This is a genomic window from Enterobacter sp. TCD1-1, from assembly GCF_020567405.1.
GTDB lineage: Bacteria > Pseudomonadota > Gammaproteobacteria > Enterobacterales > Enterobacteriaceae > Enterobacter > Enterobacter quasiroggenkampii.
Genome location: NZ_JAJCXF010000002.1, coordinates 246,740 through 265,695 on the forward strand (window position 1 = coordinate 246,740; position 18,956 = coordinate 265,695).

Annotated in this window: 14 protein-coding genes; 8 read left to right on the forward strand and 6 right to left on the reverse strand. The window is 60.0% G+C overall.

Going from position 1 to position 18,956, the window contains the following annotated elements:
- Nucleotide 1: 1 nt before the first annotated feature.
- Genes lsrD through lsrA form a run of 3 tightly spaced genes read right to left on the reverse strand, consistent with a single transcriptional unit; the run spans nt 2 to nt 3,495 of the window.
- Nucleotides 2-979 carry an autoinducer 2 ABC transporter permease LsrD gene (lsrD, locus tag LJA86_RS14050; RefSeq protein ID WP_048225006.1) on the reverse strand — a complete coding sequence of 326 codons (978 nt, stop codon included), beginning with the start codon at nt 977-979 and terminating at the stop codon, nt 2-4.
- Nucleotides 980-2,011 (reverse strand): autoinducer 2 ABC transporter permease LsrC, encoded by a 1,032-nt coding sequence (lsrC, locus tag LJA86_RS14055; RefSeq protein ID WP_111967439.1) that lies wholly within the window; start codon nt 2,009-2,011, stop codon nt 980-982. It abuts the gene before it with no gap.
- Nucleotides 2,008-3,495: an autoinducer 2 ABC transporter ATP-binding protein LsrA gene (gene lsrA / locus LJA86_RS14060; RefSeq protein ID WP_229226360.1), complete on the reverse strand. Its 1,488-nt coding sequence runs from the start codon at nt 3,493-3,495 to the stop codon at nt 2,008-2,010. Before lsrA ends, lsrC begins: the two co-directional genes overlap by 4 nt.
- Before the next feature lie 215 nt (nt 3,496-3,710).
- Here lsrA and lsrR point away from each other — a divergent pair, with 215 nt between their 5' ends.
- The 3 genes from lsrR to LJA86_RS14075 all read left to right on the forward strand — a co-directional run bounded on the left by lsrR (nt 3,711) and on the right by LJA86_RS14075 (nt 8,529).
- Complete coding sequence (lsrR, locus tag LJA86_RS14065; protein ID WP_229226328.1) at nt 3,711-4,682, forward strand: transcriptional regulator LsrR; 972 nt, start codon at nt 3,711-3,713, stop codon at nt 4,680-4,682.
- Between the two features lie 33 nt (nt 4,683-4,715).
- Nucleotides 4,716-6,332, forward strand: coding sequence for an autoinducer-2 kinase (gene lsrK, locus LJA86_RS14070; RefSeq protein WP_196352785.1), 1,617 nt, complete (start codon nt 4,716-4,718; stop codon nt 6,330-6,332).
- Between the two features lie 175 nt (nt 6,333-6,507).
- Nucleotides 6,508-8,529 carry an NADPH-dependent 2,4-dienoyl-CoA reductase gene (locus LJA86_RS14075; protein ID WP_229226329.1) on the forward strand — a complete coding sequence of 674 codons (2,022 nt, stop codon included), beginning with the start codon at nt 6,508-6,510 and terminating at the stop codon, nt 8,527-8,529.
- A gap of 90 nt (nt 8,530-8,619) precedes the next feature.
- Here LJA86_RS14075 and rlmG read toward each other — a convergent pair whose 3' ends face one another.
- Nucleotides 8,620-9,756, reverse strand: a complete 1,137-nt coding sequence (gene rlmG, locus LJA86_RS14080) for a 23S rRNA (guanine(1835)-N(2))-methyltransferase RlmG (protein WP_063622490.1) — start codon at nt 9,754-9,756, stop codon at nt 8,620-8,622.
- 83 nt (nt 9,757-9,839) lie between these two features.
- On the opposite strand from rlmG, the gene LJA86_RS14085 reads away from it, so the two are divergent.
- From LJA86_RS14085 to sstT, 4 genes are all read left to right on the forward strand, one after another.
- Nucleotides 9,840-10,343 carry a YgjP-like metallopeptidase domain-containing protein gene (locus LJA86_RS14085; RefSeq protein WP_229226330.1) on the forward strand — a complete coding sequence of 168 codons (504 nt, stop codon included), beginning with the start codon at nt 9,840-9,842 and terminating at the stop codon, nt 10,341-10,343.
- A 70-nt stretch (nt 10,344-10,413) separates the two neighbouring features.
- Nucleotides 10,414-11,412 carry a Gfo/Idh/MocA family protein gene (locus LJA86_RS14090; RefSeq protein ID WP_045910061.1) on the forward strand — a complete coding sequence of 333 codons (999 nt, stop codon included), beginning with the start codon at nt 10,414-10,416 and terminating at the stop codon, nt 11,410-11,412.
- A 251-nt stretch (nt 11,413-11,663) separates the two neighbouring features.
- On the forward strand, nt 11,664-12,629 hold the full coding sequence (locus LJA86_RS14095) for a TerC family protein (protein WP_021242367.1): 966 nt from the start codon (nt 11,664-11,666) through the stop codon (nt 12,627-12,629).
- A gap of 255 nt (nt 12,630-12,884) precedes the next feature.
- Nucleotides 12,885-14,126, forward strand: coding sequence for a serine/threonine transporter SstT (gene sstT, locus LJA86_RS14100; protein ID WP_229226331.1), 1,242 nt, complete (start codon nt 12,885-12,887; stop codon nt 14,124-14,126).
- Between the two features lie 86 nt (nt 14,127-14,212).
- Here sstT and LJA86_RS14105 read toward each other — a convergent pair whose 3' ends face one another.
- Both LJA86_RS14105 and uxaC read right to left on the reverse strand, forming a co-directional pair.
- Nucleotides 14,213-15,700: a UxaA family hydrolase gene (locus LJA86_RS14105; protein WP_126534102.1), complete on the reverse strand. Its 1,488-nt coding sequence runs from the start codon at nt 15,698-15,700 to the stop codon at nt 14,213-14,215.
- 17 nt (nt 15,701-15,717) lie between these two features.
- On the reverse strand, nt 15,718-17,130 hold the full coding sequence (gene uxaC / locus LJA86_RS14110) for a glucuronate isomerase (RefSeq protein ID WP_045910064.1): 1,413 nt from the start codon (nt 17,128-17,130) through the stop codon (nt 15,718-15,720).
- Nucleotides 17,131-17,606: 476 nt separating this feature from the next.
- On the opposite strand from uxaC, the gene LJA86_RS14115 reads away from it, so the two are divergent.
- The gene (locus tag LJA86_RS14115; RefSeq protein ID WP_045910065.1) at nt 17,607-18,905 is read left to right on the forward strand and encodes an MFS transporter; all 1,299 of its coding nucleotides are present in this window, start codon (nt 17,607-17,609) and stop codon (nt 18,903-18,905) included.
- The last annotated feature ends 51 nt before the right edge of the window (nt 18,906-18,956 follow it).

Consider the following 18,956-nt stretch of genomic DNA (forward strand, 5'->3'; position numbering starts at 1 on the left):
CTTACGCTCCGGATAGTTTTCTAAAGAGAGATCGCACCCATTCGCGGTGCAGACTCAGCGAACGTCCCATCACCACCACAACCAGCAGCGCCCCTGACAACGCGCTCGACACCTGGTTGGGGATGCCGACCATCTGTAAACCCTGCTGCAGATACCCCACCAGCAGCGCCGCCAGCGCCGTACCGACAACCGAACCTGAACCGCCGTAGATATTGGCCCCGCCGAGCACGGCGGCGGTGAGCGCAGGCATCAGTAAATCGCGCCCCAGATCCGAACGCGCGGAGCCGAAATAGGAGACCATTACCAGCGCGGCAATCGCCGAGGCTACGCCTACCAGGCCGTACAGCACGTAGGGCATGCCGTTCACCGACAGCGCCGCATAGCGCGCCGCGCGCGGGTTCTGCCCAATCAGGAACAGATGGCGCCCAAAGCGCCCGCGGTGGGTAATGAGCCAGAAGAAGACGGTGATAGCCGCGAACAAGACCAATGGGATCGGCAGGCCAAATACCGTGAGGTTAGCGAAGGCGGTAAAGCTGTCCGGGAAGCCGCCGATGCCCTCGTAGCCCGTGGCCCCCGCCATGCCGGAGAGAAGCAGCGCCCCGCCGCCGTAGAGGTAGAGCGTGCCGAGGGTGATCACCAGCGGGCTGATGCCGGTGTAGTGGATCAGCGCCGCGTTTACCAGCCCGCACAGCAATCCCAGCAGCAGCGTCAGCGGAACGGCGACCGCCATCGGCCACCCGGCCTGCATCATCACACCCAGCGCAATCGCGCACAGGCCGATGGTCGAGCCGAGGGAGATGTCGATCCCGCCGCTGATAATCACCAGCGTCAGCGGCAGCGCCACGATGCCAATGCAGATAAAATCGCTGGTGCTGAACAACAGCATGTTGATGTCGAGCATGCGCGGGTTGATGGCGCCGAAGAGCAGGATCTCCAGCACCAGCAAAATGAGCAGCGCGCTTTCCCAGTTAAGCCTCATTTACGCCACCTCTTTTTTGCGTTTGGGAAACGGTGTGACGTGCTTTCCCCCTTTGTTGCCCGGCTGGAAGCGACCGTACTTCAGCGCCCGCTGATGCCGCGCCAGCGCCTGGCGCAGACGCCCGTCGAGCACCAGCACGCCCAGCAGCACCAGCCCGGCGATAAAGTCATTCCACCAGGCAGGAAGCCTGAACAGCACCAGCACGGTGTCGATTTGGGTGAGGAAGAACGCACCGAGCAACGCGCCGATCAGCGTGCCCGTGCCGCCCAGCAGTGAAATGCCACCCAGTACGCAGGCGGCGATGGCCTTCATCTCCAGCCCGCTGCCGGTCTGGTTGGGCACGAAGCCAATCTGTGCGGCAAAGACAATCCCGGCGCAGGCCGCCAGCATGCCGTTGAGGGTAAAGGCGATCATGCGGGTGCGGTTCACCGCTACGCCCAGCTGCCGCGCGGCGGCGAGGTTATCCCCCACCGCGTAGAAATCACGCCCGAACGCGGTGCGCGACAGCGTCCACGCGCCGATGATCACGATAATCAACACCACCATGCCAAGGGGCGACACGCCGATGACCGCAGGCTCAGAGAGCGATTTCAGCCCCGGCGGCAGCCCCTCAATCCACTTTCCGCCGGTCCAGAGCAGCATCGCTCCACGGTACAGCCCCAGCGTGCCGAGGGTGGCGACAATCGCCGGGATGCGCAGCCCCACCACCAGCAACCCGTTGAACGCCCCGGCCAGCGCGCCAACCATGAGCGCGAAGAGAATGGAAACCGGCAGGCTGTAGCCGCCGTTCAGCGCTACGCCGACGGCAATGGCGGACAGCCCGACGGTCGACCCCACGGAGACATCGATATTGCGGGTCAGCATCACCAGCGCCGCGCCGATGGCCAGCAGGATCAGGATCTGCGAGCTGGCGAAAATCATCCCCAGCGTTTGCAGGCTGAAGTAAGAGGGATTAAGCGCCACCAGCACGGCGAACAGCGCCAGAATGGCGAGAAACGCGCTCAGCTCGCGGTTTTTCAGTAAGATCTTCATGCTTGCCCTCCAAACGCCAGCGCCATCATGCGATCGAGGCTGACGGCATGGCGCGGCAGCTCGCCGCTGAGCACGCCCTGGTGCATCACCAACACGCGGTCCGCGAGGCCCGGAAACTCATCAAGATCGCTTGAGATCATCAGTACCGCCACGTTCTGCGCCGCCACGCTTTTGATGAGCTGGTAGATATCGGCGCGCGCCGAGACGTCCACGCCGCGCGTCGGTTCATCGACGATCAGCAGTAAAGGATTGGCCTCCAGACAGCGCGCCAGCAGCACCTTCTGCTGGTTGCCGCCGGAGAGCGTGCGCACGGTTTGATCCGCATGGTTGAGCTTGATCCCCAGCGCCCGGTGATAGCGCTCCACTACCGCAGACTCCCGCTTGCGCTGCTGCCAGAGCGACGGCTCGTTCAGCGCCACGGTGTTCCAGCGGATCGGCGCGTCGAGGAACAGGCCGGACACCTGCCTGTCTTCCGGCAGGTAGACCAGGCCTCTGTTTAGCCGCGAGCGCACCGGATCGTTGGCGATCTCCTGGTTCTCCAGCCAGATGCGGCCCCCGCGTACCGGCCGCAGGCCGTAGAGGGTTTCGGCAAACTCGGTACGTCCGGAGCCTACCAACCCGGCCAGGCCGACGATCTCCCCGGCGTAGATCTCAAGGCTCAGATCGATAAAACCTTCTCCGGTGAGATCGTCCACCCGCAGCACCGGGAAATCCTGCGGCTGGGTGCGACGGTTGCCCGGCAGCGCCAGCCACAGCTTTTGCGTATCGCTGAGGGATTTCTCCCGGCTCACCGGCGTCATGGCGGCAATCAGGGCGTTATCGTCGAACTGCGCGGTTTCCCCGCTCAACACCACCGCGCCGTCGAGCATCACCGAGACGTGGCTCGACAGCACGCGAATTTCCGGCAGCTTATGGGAGATAAAAACAATCCCGACCCCAAGCGCCTGCAGGGCGCGGATCTGGCGGAACAGCCGTTCGGTTTCGCCCGGCGTGAGAGAGGCCGTAGGTTCGTCGAGGATCAGGATCCGGGCGTTGCGCATTAATCCGCGCAGGATCTCCACCATCTGCTGATCCGCCACTTCCAGGGTGCTGGCGGCGGCGTCGAGGTTGAGCTGGCACTGCAGCTGCTCAAGTTTCTCCGCCAGCCGCTTTTCCCGATCGCGTTCGCGCGGCAGGCGGAACAGGATATTTTCCCGCACCGTCAGGTTGGGGAACAGCAGCGGCTCCTGCGGCACGAGGTAAATGCCGAGCCTGTGCGCCTGCACGGGCGTCAGCCGCGCATATGACTGCCCCTCGACGGAAAGTTCACCGCCGTCCGGCGTCTCGACCCCGGCGATGATCTTCATCAGCGTCGATTTTCCCGCGCCGTTTCCGCCCATCAGCGCGTGCACCTGGCCCGCAAGCAGCGTGAAATCAATGCCTTTTAGAACCGGCACGCCTGAGAACTGCTTGCTGATATTCCGCGCGTCGAGAAGTGAGGTCATCATCGCTCCGCTATTGAACAAATGATTTTTAGATTTAATAATGTTCAAAAGCGTAGACGGTGAACTATATTTACAACCGTGCAGGGATCACAGTTTTATCGATTGAGATTCAGATAAACCAGAAACGATCGAAATGATCCGTTTTGTCGCGTGGCTCACACTTTCCCTTCGCGCCATTACGAACATATGATCTAAATTTTTATAAGAGTTCAACTATGAGCGATAAACGCACTGCGGAAGAAGGACGGTTTGCCGGGCTGGCGCTGGCGGAAGAGGAGCTGGTGGCGCGCGTGGCATGGTGTTACTACCACGACGGGCTGACCCAGAACGATATCGGCGAACGCCTCGGGCTGCCGCGATTAAAAATCTCCCGTCTGCTGGAGAAAGGCCGTCAGTCCGGGGTGATCCGCGTGCAGATCAACTCCCGCTACGAGGGCTGTCTGGCGCTGGAAACCGAGCTGCAGCAGCGCTTTGGCCTGAAGCTTGTGCGCGTGATGCCTGCCTTAAATACGCCGCCGATGAACGTGCGGCTGGGCATTGGCGCAGCGCAGTCGCTGATGGGCGTGCTGGAACCCGGCCAGCTGCTGGCGGTGGGGTTCGGTGAAACCACCATGAGCAGCCTGCAGCACCTGAGCGGTTTTATCAGCTCACAGCAGATCCGCCTGGTGACGCTGTCCGGCGGCGTCGGGCCGTACATGACCGGTATCGGCCAGCTGGACGCGGCCTGCAGCGTCAGTATGATCCCCGCCCCGCTTCGCGTGTCATCCGCAGAGGTGGCCGGGATCTTAAAACGCGAAACCAGCGTGCGGGACGTGATCCTCGCGGCCACCGCCGCCGACGTCGCAGTGGTGGGTATTGGTTCAGTGAACCAGCGCCGTGATGCCACGATCCTGCGCTCCGGCTACATCAGCGAAGGTGAACAGCTGATGTTCGCCCGCAAAGGCGCGGTCGGCGATATTCTCGGTTATTTCCTCAATGCCGAAGGGGAGTGCGTCGAGGAGCTGGAGATCCATAAAGAATTACTCGGCGTCTCGCTTGATGAGCTGGCGCAGCTGCCCACCATCGTTGGCGTGGCCGGAGGGGAAGAGAAAGCCGATGCGATTTATGCCGCACTGAAGGGTCGCCGTATCAATGGCCTGGTGACGGAGGAGACGACAGCCCGCGCGGTGCTGGCTCTGGCCAAGTGAGAGCCCGCCCTGCGCTAACAGCGAGGCAAGCTCATGAGTTACCTTTTAGCGTTAGATGCAGGGACCGGCAGCGTTCGCGCCGTGATTTTCGATTTGCAGGGCAACCAGATTGCCGTCGGCCAGGCCGAGTGGAAGCACCTGAGCGTGGAGAACGTGCCGGGCTCGATGGAGTTCGACCTCGACACCAACTGGCGGCTGGCCTGCCAGTGCATTCATCAGGCGCTGACGCGCGCGAATCTGGGCGCGGCGGATATTCAGTCCGTCGCCTGCTGCTCCATGCGCGAAGGGATAGTGCTTTACGACCGCAACGGCGAGGCCATCTGGGCCTGCGCCAACGTTGACGCCCGCGCCAGCCGCGAGGTGGCGGAACTCAAAGAGATCCACGACAACCATTTTGAATCCGAAGTGTATGACGTCTCCGGCCAGACGCTGGCGCTGAGCGCGATGCCGCGCCTGCTGTGGCTGGCACACCATCGTCCGGATATTTACCGCAGCGCCGCCACTATCACCATGATCAGCGACTGGCTGGCAGCGAAGCTCTCCGGCGAGCTGGCGGTCGACCCGTCTAACGCGGGCACCACCGGCATGCTGGATCTCTTCTCCCGCGACTGGCGTCCGGCGCTGCTGGACATGGCCGGGCTGCGTGCCGATATTCTCTCCCCGGTAAAAGAGACCGGCACCGTGCTGGGCGCTATCACCCGAGAGGCCGCACAGCAAAGCGGCCTGCGCGAAGGCACGCCGGTCGTCATGGGCGGCGGCGACGTGCAGCTGGGCTGTCTGGGTCTGGGGGTAGTCCGCGCCGGACAAACGGCGGTGCTGGGTGGGACCTTCTGGCAGCAGGTCGTGAACCTGCCGCAGGTGCGCACCGACCCTGGCATGAACATTCGGGTGAACCCGCACGTGATTCCCGGCATGGCGCAGGCGGAGTCGATCAGCTTCTTTACCGGGCTGACCATGCGCTGGTTCCGCGACGCATTCTGCGCCGAGGAAAAGCTTATTGCCGAGCGGATGGGGATGGACACCTATTCTCTGCTGGAAGAGATGGCCAGCCGGGTGCCGGCGGGCTCCCACGGGGTGATGCCAATCTTCTCCGACGCCATGCATTTTAAGCAGTGGTACCACGCCGCGCCGTCGTTTATTAACCTCTCCATCGACCCGGAAAAATGCAATAAAGCGACGCTGTTCCGCGCCCTGGAGGAGAACGCGGCGATCGTCTCGGCCTGTAACCTGGCGCAGATTTCCCACTTCTCCGGCGTGACGTTTGAAAGCCTGGTCTTTGCGGGCGGGGGCTCGAAAGGTGCGCTGTGGAGTCAGATTTTAAGCGACGTCACCGGCCTGCCGGTGCGCGTGCCGGAGGTCAAAGAGGCTACGGCACTGGGCTGCGCCATTGCGGCAGGCGTTGGCGCGGGGCTGTTTGCAGATATGGCCTCGACGGGCGAGCGGCTGGTGAAATGGAGCCGCGAATTCACGCCAAACCCGGTACATCGCGAACTGTACGACGGCATGATGCAGAAATGGCAGGCGGTATATGCAGACCAGCTCGGGCTGGTGGACAGCGGGCTGACGACGTCGATGTGGCAGGCGCCGGGGTTAGTAAAAACCCATCCCCCTCTCTCCATAGGGGAGAGGGAAAAAACCAGATCGAGCTGATTCTTTAAGGCCGCACCGGCCAGTCCCCTCTCCCCGCCGGGGAGAGGGTTAGGGTGAGGGGAAGTTCTTTGAGATCTATCACAATCATTCGATCCCGCTTTTACCTTTCCGCTGCCGCTGGCTAAATTAGTAACTCATCCGACCACATAACAATAATTTTACACTGGAAGAGACTATGAGCCGCTACCCGTCGTTATTCGCCCCCCTCGATCTGGGGTTCACCACACTCAAAAACCGCGTGTTGATGGGCTCGATGCACACCGGGCTTGAGGAGCATCCGGACGGAGCCGAGCGTCTGGCAGCCTTCTATGCCGAACGCGCCCGCCATGGGGTAGCGCTGATAGTCACCGGCGGCGTGGCCCCTGCCCCTTCCGGCGTCGGCATGGAGGGCGGCGCGGTGCTGAACGATGCGTCACAGCTGCCACACCACCGCATTGTGACCGACGCGGTACACAACGAGGGCAGTAAAATCGCCCTGCAAATTCTGCACACCGGACGCTACAGCTATCAGCCGAATCTGGTCGCGCCATCGGCCATTCAGGCGCCGATTAACCGCTTCACTCCGCATGCCCTGAGCCACGACGAGATCCTGGCGCTGATTGACGACTTCGCCCGCTGCGCGGCGCTGGCGCGTGAAGCGGGCTACGACGGCGTTGAGGTGATGGGGTCTGAAGGCTATCTGATTAACGAGTTTCTGGCCGCCCGCACCAACCAGCGCGACGACGAATGGGGCGGCGACTATGCCCGCCGGATGCGCTTTGCTGTAGAAGTCGTGCGCGCCGTGCGCGAACGCGCGGGCGCGGATTTTATTATCATCTTCCGCCTGTCGATGCTCGACCTGGTGGAGGGCGGCGGCACGTTTGACGAAACCGTGCAGCTGGCGCAGGCGATAGAAACCGCGGGGGCCACCATTATCAACACCGGCATCGGCTGGCACGAGGCGCGCATTCCGACCATCGCCACGCCGGTGCCGCGCGCGGCGTTCAGTTGGGTGACGCGCAGGCTGAAAGGGAAAGTGTCTGTTCCGCTGGTCACCACCAACCGCATTAACGATCCGCAGGTGGCGGACGATGTGATTTCACGCGGCGATGCTGACATGGTCTCGATGGCGCGCCCGTTCCTGGCCGATGCCGAGCTGCTGTCCAAAGCGCAAAGCGGCCGTGCGGATGAGATAAACACCTGCATCGGCTGTAATCAGGCATGCCTGGATCAGATCTTCGTCGGGAAAGTGACCTCCTGCCTCGTCAACCCACGCGCCTGCCACGAAACCAAAATGCCGGTGATCCCGGCGACAGCGAAAAAACGCCTGGCGGTTGTCGGCGCAGGGCCTGCGGGCCTGGCGTTTGCGGTCAATGCCGCCTCGCGCGGCCACAGCGTGACGCTGTTTGATGCGCTGGGGGAGATTGGCGGGCAGTTTAATATCGCCAAACAGATCCCCGGCAAAGAGGAGTTCTACGAAACGCTGCGCTACTACCGCCGGATGATCGAGCTGACGGGCGTCGAGCTGCGGCTTAACCAGTTTGTCCACGCGGCGGATCTGACTGATTTCGATGAGGTGATCCTGGCGAGCGGGATCGTACCGCGCACGCCTGCGATCGAGGGTATCGATCATCCAAAAGTGCTGAGCTATCTCGACGTGCTGCGTGACAAAGTACCGGTTGGCGAGAAGGTGGCGATTATCGGCTGCGGCGGGATCGGCTTTGATACCGCTATGTATTTGAGCCAGCCGGGCGAGGCGACCAGCCAGAACATTGCTGAGTTTTGCGTCGAATGGGGCATTGATACCAGCCTCAGCCAGTCCGGCGGCCTGCGCCCCGAAGGGCCGCAGCTGCCGAAAAGCCCGCGCCAGATCGTGATGCTGCAGCGTAAAGCCAGCAAGCCGGGCGAAGGGCTGGGCAAAACCACCGGCTGGATCCACCGCGCTACCTTGCTCTCACGCGGGGTGAAGATGATCCCGGCGGTCAGCTATCAGAAGATCGACGACGAGGGGCTGCACGTCACGATCGGCGGCGAGCCGCAGCTGCTGCGCGTGGATCATGTGATTTTATGTGCCGGGCAGGAGCCAAAGCGCGATCTGGCGGATCCGCTGCGCGAGGCCGGTAAAACGGTGCATCTGATTGGCGGGTGTGACGTGGCGATGGAGCTGGATGCGCGGCGCGCGATTGCGCAGGGGACGAAATTAGCTCTGATGATCTAGAACATTGCCGGGCGGCGCTGCGCTTGCACGGCCTACGGGTCCGAGGCCATTGTAGGCCCGGTAAGCGAAGCGCCACCGGGCAAAACAATCTTAACGACGACGTCCCAGCTTCACCGACTTCAGCACCACAAACTTATTGTTCGTCGCAATGGTGACGCAGTTACCGAAAATCTTCTTCAGCTTGTGGAAGTAGTCCAGGTGGCGATTCGCCACGATGTACAGCTCGCCGTTGATTTTCAGGCAGCGGCGCGCGTGGTGGAACATCTCCCACGCGACGTTATCCGTCAGGGCGTGCTTCTGGTGGAACGGCGGGTTGCAGAATACGGCGTTGAAGCGGAACGGCTCTACCCCCGACAGCGCGTTGTTGATCATAAACTCGCAGCGGTCCAGCGCGTCCGGCAGGTTGGTTTCTACGTTCAGACGGCTGGAGGCCACCGCCATCGGCGACTCGTCGCTGAACACCACGCTGGCTTCCGGGTTCTTCGCCAGTAGCGTCAGGCCAATCACGCCGTTGCCGCAGCCAAGATCGACAATCTCACCTTCCAGATTTTCCGGCAAATGTTCCATAAAGAAGCGCGCGCCGATATCCAGACCGGTGCGGGAGAAGACGTTCGCGTGGTTATGGATGGTCCAGTCGGTCCCTTCCAGCTTCCAGCTCAGCGTTTCTGGCGCGTCAGCCAGCTCAGGGGCGGCGAACGTACAGTTGATCAGGCGCGCTTTTTTCCAGGCCAGCGTGGTGGTGGTCGGGCCAAGGACTTTCTCGAACAGCTCCAGCGTCGAAGTATGAATATCGCGCGCTTTGGCACCCGCGATGATGCGGGTTTCTGGCGTGACGACCTTACGCAGCGCGCGCAGCTGCTGCTCCAGCAGCGCCATGGTTTTTGGCACTTTGATCAGCACCACGCCCGGCGCCTGCGGGTAGTCCGCGGTGCTGTCGAGGAACTTCACGCTGGACTCTTCGATGTCGTTATGGCGAAGGTTTTCACGCGTCGCCAGCTCGCTCAGGTAGGAGTCGCCGATACTGTACGGCGTGTGTTCCGCCAGCGCACAGCCCAGGGCGCCAAACGCGTCATTCAGGATCAAAACCGGGCCGCGGATTTCAGTGTCATCCAACTGCTGCAGCAGATATTCATCCGCCGCTTCCCACGCCTGAAGCGGGTTAACGTCGTCCGTCTCCGGGAAACGTTTAAGGTTGAGTGAACGGAAACCGTTGTCTAAGTGGCTCATCGGCCCTCCTGAATGGTAAAATTTGGCGTATCCCTGAAAAGGGTGCGTGAGTATACCCGTTTTATTGTCGATTTGGGGCGTTGATGAACCAACTTACTTATCTCCAGGGCTACCCGGAGCATTTACTGACTCAGGTTCGCAGCCTGATTGCCGAGCAGAAGCTGGGCGCGGTGCTGGAAAAACGCTACCCCGGCACCCACGATTTCGCGACCGATAAGGCCCTCTGGCAGTATACGCAGGATCTCAAAAACCAGTATCTGAAGAGCGCCCCGCCGATCAACAAGGTGATGTACGACAACAAGATCCACGTGCTGAAAAACGCGCTCGGCCTGCACACCGCCGTTTCCCGCGTGCAGGGCGGCAAGCTGAAGGCGAAGGCCGAAATCCGCGTCGCGACGGTTTTCCGCAATGCGCCGGAAGCCTTTCTGCGGATGATCGTCGTCCATGAGCTGGCACACCTGAAAGAGAAAGAGCACGACAAAGCGTTCTATTCCCTGTGCTGCCACATGGAGCCGCAGTACCACCAGCTGGAGTTTGATACCCGGCTGTGGCTTACGCATTTATCGTTAAAAGGTAATGCGGAATAGCGCACGCGAATTGTCATGATGACGTGCTACAGTGGCTAAAGGTTCCCCGCTACGGAGTACGTAAACGTTTATGATACGTTTCGCAGTCATTGGAACGAACTGGATCACGCGCCAGTTCGTCGACGCCGCCCACGAAACCGGCAAACTGAAACTTACCGCAGTCTATTCCCGCAGCCTTGAGCAGGCGCAGAGTTTTGCCAACGACTACCTCGTCGAGCATCTCTTCACCTCGCTTGATGAGATGGCGCAAAGCGACGCCATTGACGCGGTCTATATTGCCAGCCCGAACTCCCTGCACTTCCCGCAAACGAAGCTGTTCCTCAGCCATAAAAAGCATGTGATTTGCGAGAAGCCGCTGGCGTCGAACATCGATGAAGTCGAAGCCGCCATTGCGCTTGCCCGCGAAAACCAAGTGGTGCTGTTCGAAGCCTTCAAAACCGCCAGCCTGCCGAACTTCCTGCTGCTGCAGCAGTCCCTGCCGAAGGTGGGCAAAGTGCGCAAAGCGTTTATCAACTACTGCCAGTACTCGTCGCGCTATCAGCGCTATCTCGACGGCGAGAACCCGAACACCTTTAATCCGGCCTTCTCTAACGGCTCGATTATGGATATCGGTTTCTATTGCCTGGCCTCTGCCGTGGCCCTGTGGGGCGAGCCGCACGGCGTCACGGCCACCGCCAGCCTGCTGGAGAGCGGCGTGGATGCGCACGGTGTCGCGGTGCTGGATTACGGTGATTTCAGCGTCACGCTGCAGCACTCTAAGGTGAGCGACTCTGTCCTGCCGAGCGAAATTCAGGGCGAAGCGGGCTCGCTGGTTATCGAGAAGATCTCCGAGTGCCAGAAGGTGAGCTTTGTGCCGCGCGGCGGCAAAGCTCAGGAGCTGACGCAGCCTCAGCATATAAACACTATGCTCTATGAGGCAGAGGTCTTCGCCCGTCTGGTGGAAGACAACGAAGTGAATCACCCAGGCCTTGCGGTGAGCCGCACCACGGCGAAGCTGCAAACGGAGATCCGCCGTCAGACCGGCGTGGTGTTCCCGGCAGACGGCGTGAGCGCGGAAGTTATCGCGTAAAGCTGTGTAATGAAACGGCGCAGACCATTGACGAAACCAATGGCCTGACATATTTTGTTACCTGCAAAGGGGAGTAACTTCTTCGCCGGTGGATCGTCATTACGATGCGTGCAATACCGCATCCGGTCGCCGGGCAACCCTCGTGGTTGTAAGTGAGACCTTGCCGGAAGGCGAGGTCTATGCATAAAAAGCTAACGGCTATCGTCTTCTGACCATGGCCGTTTTTGTTTTTTATGTGTAAGGAAAATAGTATGCATTCTGTCGGCACTCCCATGTTGTGGGGCGGATTCGCGGTTGTCGTGCTCATCATGCTGGCGATCGACCTCTTTTTACAGGGGCGTCGCGGCGCGCACGGCATGACCATGAAACAGGCTGCGGCCTGGTCGCTGGTGTGGGTCACCCTCTCCCTGCTCTTCTGTGCCGCCTTCTGGTGGTATCTGGCCTCGACCGAAGGCCGCGCGGTGGCCGATCCTCAGGCCCTCGCCTTCCTCACTGGCTATCTGATTGAAAAAGCCCTGGCGGTCGATAACGTCTTCGTCTGGCTGATGCTGTTCAGCTACTTCGCCGTACCTGCGGCCCTGCAGCGCCGCGTGCTGGTCTACGGCGTGCTGGGCGCGATTATCCTGCGTACCATCATGATTTTCGCCGGCAGCTGGCTGATAACCCAGTTCGAATGGCTGCTGTACGTCTTCGGCGCGTTCCTGCTGTTCACCGGGGTCAAAATGGCGCTGGCGAAAGAGGACGGCTCTGCGATAGGCGATCGCCCGCTGGTGAAGTGGATCCGCGGCCATCTGCGCATGACCGACAAGATCGAGAGCGAGCACTTCTTCGTACGCAAGAACGGCCTGCTGTTTGCCACCCCGCTGCTGCTGGTGCTGATCCTGGTTGAGCTGAGCGACGTGATTTTCGCCGTGGACAGCATTCCGGCCATTTTTGCGGTGACCACCGACCCGTTCATCGTCCTGACCTCTAACCTGTTCGCCATCCTCGGCCTGCGCGCCATGTACTTCCTGCTGGCAGGCGCGGCGGAGCGCTTCTCAATGTTGAAGTACGGCCTGTCGGTGATCCTGGTGTTTATCGGTATCAAAATGCTGATCGTCGATTTCTACCATATCCCGATCGCCATTTCGCTCGGCGTGGTGTTTGGCATTCTGATCGTGACGCTGATTATCAATACCTGGGTTAACCGCCAGCACGATAAGAAGCAGCAGGCTTAGTGCGTTTTGCCCGGTGGCGCTGCGCTTACCGGGCCTACAACGACACCTCGTGGGCCGGGTAAGCGCAACGCCACCCGGCACTTTCGTTAATCAATAGTTAAAAAACATGACGCAACACGTAAAATCCAGCATTTTACGCTTCCCTCCGCAGACGCTTTCCCTATACTCGACCAGGCAAACATTTACTTACATCCGGACATAAATGTGACTAAGAGCACATCCGGGATGGAACGCAATTTCACTTAAGGAACACTCATGACGACAACCTCATCGGGCCTGCTTGCGCGCCTGTCGCGCGGCAGCCTTGTTAAGCAAATACTGGTTGGACTGGTGCTCGGCGTCGCGCTGGCACTGATCTCAAAACCTGCCGCCGAGGCCACTGGCCTGCTCGGCACACTGTTCGTCGGCGCACTGAAAGCGGTCGCGCCGGTTCTGGTTTTGACGCTGGTGATGGCCTCAATCGCCAACCACCAGCAGGGGCAGAAAACTAATATTCGCCCGATTCTGTGGATGTATCTGCTGGGGACGTTCTCGGCTGCGCTGACGGCGGTTGTCGTGAGCTTTATCTTCCCGTCCACGCTGCAACTGACCACCGGCGCGACCGACATTACGCCGCCCGCGGGTATTGTTGAGGTGATGCACGGCCTGCTGATGAGCATTGTCGCCAACCCGATCCATGCGCTGATTAACGCGAACTACATCGGGATTCTGGTATGGGCCGTCGGTCTGGGCTTCGCTCTGCGCCACAGCAACGACACGACTAAAAACCTGGTTAACGACCTTTCTCACGCCGTGACCTTCATCGTGACGGTGGTCATCCGCTTTGCGCCGATTGGTATTTTTGGCCTCGTGGCATCCACGCTGGCAACCACCGGTTTCGGCGCACTCTGGGGCTATGCGCAGCTGCTGCTGGTGCTGATTGGCTGTATGGCTGTCGTGGCACTGCTGATTAATCCGCTGCTGGTGTTTCTGCAGACCCGTCGTAACCCGTACCCCCTGGTGCTGATGTGCCTGCGCGAAAGCGGCGTGACCGCCTTCTTCACCCGCAGCTCGGCGGCAAACATTCCGGTCAACATGTCCCTGTGTGAGAAGCTGAATCTGGACCGCGATACCTACTCCGTATCCATTCCGCTGGGTGCGACCGTCAATATGGCGGGAGCGGCCATCACCATCACGGTGCTGACGCTGGCCGCGGTGCATACGCTGGGTATTCCGGTGGATCTGCCAACCGCGCTGCTGCTGAGCGTGGTAGCCTCGCTGTGTGCCTGCGGCGCATCCGGCGTGGCGGGCGGTTCCCTGCTGCTGATCCCGCTGGCATGCAATATGTTCGGCATCCCGAACGAGATCGCCATGCAGGTGGTTGCGGTAGGCTTTATCATCGGCGTGCTGCAGGATTCCTGCGAAACCGCGATCAACTCCTCCACCGACGTGATGTTTACCGCCGCCGTGTGCCAGGCGGAAGACGCGCGTTTAGCGAAGAACGCCCTGCGCAGTTAAAAAGAAAAGCCCGGTGGCGGCTACGCCTTACCGGGCCTACAGGGTTTAGTAGGTCGGGTAAGCGCTAGCGCCACCCGACAAAGTACTTAAAGCGTCACACCACTCTTAAAGATCGCCAGCTCGCGGAAATCGTTCTTCTCGTTGCAGGTCTGCCTGCCGTTGGCAAATTCCACAATCGCGTCCACGAATTCCGTCAGCAGCTGCGGCATCGCCTTGCCGTGGATAAGCTGCCCGGCATCGAAGTCGATCCAGTGCTTTTTCTTCGCCGCCAGCTCGCTGTTGGTGGCGATTTTCACCGTCGGCACAAAACCGCCGTACGGCGTGCCGCGACCGGTGCTGAACAGCACCATATGGCAGCCAGCTCCCGCCAGCGCGCTGGTGGCGACCGCATCGTTACCCGGCGCGCTCAGCAGGTTCAGACCGTGCGTTTTCAGGCGCTCGCCGTAGCGCAGAACGTCAACCACCTGGCTCGCGCCCGCTTTCTGGGTGCAGCCGAGGGATTTCTCTTCCAGCGTGGTGATCCCACCCGCTTTGTTACCCGGAGACGGGTTCTCATAAATGGGCTGATTGTGGGCAATGAAGTACTGTTTGAAGTCGTTCACCATGGTGACGGTTTTTTCAAACGTCTCCTCGTCGCGGCAGTGGCTCATCAGAATACGTTCCGCGCCGAACATCTCCGGCACCTCGGTCAACACCGTCGTGCCGCCGTTAGCGATCACATAGTCCGAGAAGCGACCCAGCATCGGGTTGGCGGTGATACCGGACAGGCCGTCAGACCCGCCGCACTCCAGCCCAAACTTCAGCTCGCTCAGTTTGCCCGGCTCGCGCTTGTCGTGGCGCATCACGTTATACAGCTGGTGAAGCTGTTCAACGCCCGCCTCCACTTCGTCATCCTGGTGCTGACACACCATAAAATGCACGCGCTCAGGGTCAAACTCGCCCAGCGTGTCGCGGAAGGCATCAACCTGGTTGTTCTCGCAGCCCAGGCCAATCACCAGCACCGCGCCTGCGTTCGGGTGACGCACCATGTTTTGCAGCATGGTGCGGGTGTTAATGTGGTCATCCCCCAACTGGGAGCAGCCGTAGGTGTGGCTGAACAGATGCACGCCGTCGGTGCCTTCGGCATTGTTGGTCTCTTTCAGGAAGCGCGTCTGGATCTGACGCGCAATCCCGTTCACGCAGCCGACGGTCGGGAGGATCCACAGCTCGTTGCGGATCCCCACGTCGCCGCTGGCGCGGCGGTAGATCTGCACGTCACGATCCGCCGCCTGCTCGTGTTCCCCAGGTAAATCAGGTTGATAGCTGTACTCGTCCAGATCGCTCAGATTGGTGCGGGTATTATGGGAATGAAGATGTTCACCCGGCACGATATCCGCCAGCGCATGCCCAATCGGAAGACCGTACTTAATGACGTTGTCCCCTTTCGCGAGAGGCTTCACGGCAAACTTGTGTCCGCGTGCAATCGCCTGACGCAGGGTGACGCTCTGGTTATCAACGGTCACCACGTCGCCTTCAGCGAGATCCGTCAGCGCGACGGCCACGTTATCCAGCGAATGGATTTTGATGTATTGCATATCAACCTCAAACGGCCTTAGTTCAGTTCAATGCCGAAGTAGTCACGCGCATTGTTAAAGCAGATGTTTCTCACCATGTCGCCCAGCAGCTGGATATCCGCCGGCGCTTCGCCTGCGTGCACCCAGCGGCCAATCATCTGGCACAGAATGCGGCGGAAATATTCATGACGGGTATAGGACAGGAAGCTGCGGCTGTCGGTCAGCATGCCGACAAAGCGGCTCAACAGACCAAGCTGCGCCAGCTGCGTCATCTGACGCTCCATGCCGTCTTTCTGATCGTTGAACCACCAGCCGGAACCGAACTGCATCTTGCCCGGCATCCCTTCGCCCTGGAAGTTGCCCACCATCGTGCCCAGCACTTCGTTATCGCGCGGGTTCAGGCAGTAGAGAATGGTTTTCGGCAGCAGGTTTTGCTCATTCTGTTTGCTCAGCAGTTTTGACAGCTCTTCCGCCAGCGGACGGTCGTTGATGGAGTCAAAGCCCACGTCCGCACCAATCAGTTTGAACTGGCGCTGGTTGTTATTGCGCAGCGCACCGATGTGGTACTGCTGTACCCAGCCGCGACGCGCGTATTCCGCGCCGAGGAACACCAGCACCGCCGTTTTGAACTGCGCCACTTCGTGCTCGCTAAGCGATTCACCGGACAGGCGACGCGCCAGAATGCTGTCCAGCTCGGCCTCGTTTGATTCCGCGAACAGCACGACGTCCAGCGCGTGGTCAGAGACTTTACAGCCGTGCGCCGCGAAGTGATCCAGACGTTTGGTCAGCGCGGCCTGGAGATCGGTGAAACGACGGATGTCGGTATCGGACACTTCCGCCAGCTTCGCCACATAGTCGTTAAACGTAGCCTGCTCAATATTGAAGGCTTTGTCCGGGCGCCAGCTTGGCAGCACTTTGATATCAAAAGAAGTGTCTTTGGCGACAACGGCATGATGCTCCAGGGAGTCGATCGGGTCGTCGGTGGTGCCTACCATCTTCACGTTCATCTGCTTCATGATGCCGCGCGCGGAGAAGTTCTCCTCAGCCAGCAGCGCATTGCACCGCTCCCAGATTTCATCGGCGGTCGTTGGGGAGAGCAGTTTGCCGGTGATGCCAAACGGGCGACGCAGCTCAAGATGCGTCCAGTGGTAGAGCGGGTTACCGATGGTGTGCGGGACGGTCGCCGCCCAGGCATCAAACTTCTCGCGGTCGGTGGCGTCACCGGTACACAGGCGTTCCGCCACGCCGTTGGTGCGCATGGCGCGCCATTTGTAGTGGTCACCCTTCAGCCAGATATCATACAGGTTTTTGAAACGATAATTTTCGGCAACCTGCTGCGGCGGCAGATGGCAGTGGTAGTCGAAAATTGGCTGGTCTTTTGCGTAGTCGTGGTACAGGCGGCGAGCAAATTCGGTATCTAACAGAAAATCGTCGGTCATAAACGGCGTCATTATCGTCTTCCTCATTACGGGAGCGTCAGAAAGCGTATGTTCATATGCTGCAAAGTTATCACACCAATTTCCACCCACCGAAGCTTTTTTCGTGAGTGAGATCAATAAACGCTAACAAATAAATTACCCTCTAAGGCGTAAACCCTTCTACAGGCCGCGCCATTACTGGCTTTGCGCGCAGCGATTAATGTCCCTACAAAGAATCATACATTTGTGATGTCACTCACCTTTTAAAGTTGTATGACAAGTTATCTTTTCGCCGTCGCAAACGCTAAGCCGACGGAATGCATTACCGGTGTGAGAGGCATCGGGTTTAACGGTACGGATACCGACTTATGCACGCTTACTTATGGCAAGGTTCGGGCCGTTCCGGGACATGCTTCCGGCTACGCCCCTCCCGTTACACAACTGCTCCCGGAAACGGTTGAGAAGTTGCCGTGCTCTGGCGCGGACATAACATAACGATGAGGTTTTAGATGCGTAAAATTAAAGGGTTACGTTGGTATATGATCGCACTGGTGACGTTAGGCACCGTGCTGGGCTACCTGACACGTAACACCGTGGCAGCCGCAGCGCCGACGTTAATGGAAGAGCTGCATATCTCCACACAGCAATACTCCTACATCATTGCCGCCTATTCCGCGGCGTATACCATCATGCAGCCAGTTGCAGGCTATGTGCTGGATATCCTCGGTACCAAAATCGGTTATGCCTTCTTCGCCATCGCCTGGGCGGTGTTCTGCGGAGCCACCGCGCTGGCGGGAAGCTGGGGCGGCCTGGCGCTGGCGCGCGGTGCGGTCGGTGCGGCAGAAGCTGCGATGATCCCGGCGGGCCTGAAAGCCAGCTCCGAGTGGTTCCCGGCAAAAGAGCGCTCTATCGCTGTTGGCTACTTCAACGTGGGCTCGTCCATCGGGGCAATGATTGCGCCACCGCTGGTGGTGTGGGCTATCGTGATGCACAGCTGGCAGATGGCCTTCATCATCTCCGGCGTGCTGAGCTTCGCCTGGGCAATCGCGTGGCTGGTTTTCTATAAGCACCCACGCGATCAGAAAAAACTTTCCGAAGAAGAACGCGAGTACATCATTGGTGGTCAGGAAGCACAGCATCAGACCAACAACGGCAAGAAAATGACCGTCTGGCAGATCCTGGGCACCCGTCAGTTCTGGGGTATCGCCCTGCCGCGCTTCCTGGCAGAACCGGCTTGGGGGACCTTTAACGCGTGGATCCCGCTGTTCATGTTTAAAGTCTACGGCTTTAACCTGAAAGAGATCGCGATGTTCGCCTGGATGCCCATGCTGTTCGCTGACCTGGGCTGTATCGTGGGCGGCTACCTGCCACCGCTGTTCCAGCGCTGGTTTGGGGTGAACCTGATTGTTTCCCGTAAGATGGTAGTCACCATGGGCGCCCTGCTGATGATTGGCCCGGGCATGATCGGCCTGTTCACCAGCCCATACGTCGCGATTGCCCTGCTGTGCATCGGTGGCTTTGCGCACCAGTCCCTGTCCGGCGCGCTGATTACGCTCTCGTCTGACGTCTTTGGTCGTAACGAAGTGGCCACCGCCAACGGCCTGACCGGGATGGCCGCCTGGACCGCGAGTACGATGTTTGCGCTGGTCGTCGGCGCGCTGGCAGATACCATCGGCTTCAGCCCGCTGTTCGCCGTGCTGGCTATCTTCGACCTGCTGGGCGCAGTGGTGATCTGGACGGTGCTGAAGAGCAAATCGGCAGAGGAGCTGGCGAAAGAGTCGCTCGGGAAACCGGCGACGCAGAGTTAGCAACCATTTTTCCGCCGGGTGGCGCTACGCTTACCCGGCCTACAAAACCCG

Excerpts from the sequence above, each read along its gene's own strand:
- lsrD (WP_048225006.1), bottom strand. The coding sequence starts at position 979 with ATGAGGCTTAACTGGGAAAGCGCGCTGCTCATTTTGCTGGTGCTGGAG.
- lsrC (WP_111967439.1), bottom strand. The coding sequence starts at position 2,011 with ATGAAGATCTTACTGAAAAACCGCGAGCTGAGCGCGTTTCTCGCCATT.
- lsrA (WP_229226360.1), bottom strand. The coding sequence starts at position 3,495 with ATGACCTCACTTCTCGACGCGCGGAATATCAGCAAGCAGTTCTCAGGC.
- lsrR (WP_229226328.1), top strand. The coding sequence starts at position 3,711 with ATGAGCGATAAACGCACTGCGGAAGAAGGACGGTTTGCCGGGCTGGCG.
- lsrK (WP_196352785.1), top strand. The coding sequence starts at position 4,716 with ATGAGTTACCTTTTAGCGTTAGATGCAGGGACCGGCAGCGTTCGCGCC.
- LJA86_RS14075 (WP_229226329.1), top strand. The coding sequence starts at position 6,508 with ATGAGCCGCTACCCGTCGTTATTCGCCCCCCTCGATCTGGGGTTCACC.
- rlmG (WP_063622490.1), bottom strand. The coding sequence starts at position 9,756 with ATGAGCCACTTAGACAACGGTTTCCGTTCACTCAACCTTAAACGTTTC.
- LJA86_RS14085 (WP_229226330.1), top strand. The coding sequence starts at position 9,840 with ATGAACCAACTTACTTATCTCCAGGGCTACCCGGAGCATTTACTGACT.
- LJA86_RS14090 (WP_045910061.1), top strand. The coding sequence starts at position 10,414 with ATGATACGTTTCGCAGTCATTGGAACGAACTGGATCACGCGCCAGTTC.
- LJA86_RS14095 (WP_021242367.1), top strand. The coding sequence starts at position 11,664 with ATGCATTCTGTCGGCACTCCCATGTTGTGGGGCGGATTCGCGGTTGTC.
- sstT (WP_229226331.1), top strand. The coding sequence starts at position 12,885 with ATGACGACAACCTCATCGGGCCTGCTTGCGCGCCTGTCGCGCGGCAGC.
- LJA86_RS14105 (WP_126534102.1), bottom strand. The coding sequence starts at position 15,700 with ATGCAATACATCAAAATCCATTCGCTGGATAACGTGGCCGTCGCGCTG.
- uxaC (WP_045910064.1), bottom strand. The coding sequence starts at position 17,130 with ATGACGCCGTTTATGACCGACGATTTTCTGTTAGATACCGAATTTGCT.
- LJA86_RS14115 (WP_045910065.1), top strand. The coding sequence starts at position 17,607 with ATGCGTAAAATTAAAGGGTTACGTTGGTATATGATCGCACTGGTGACG.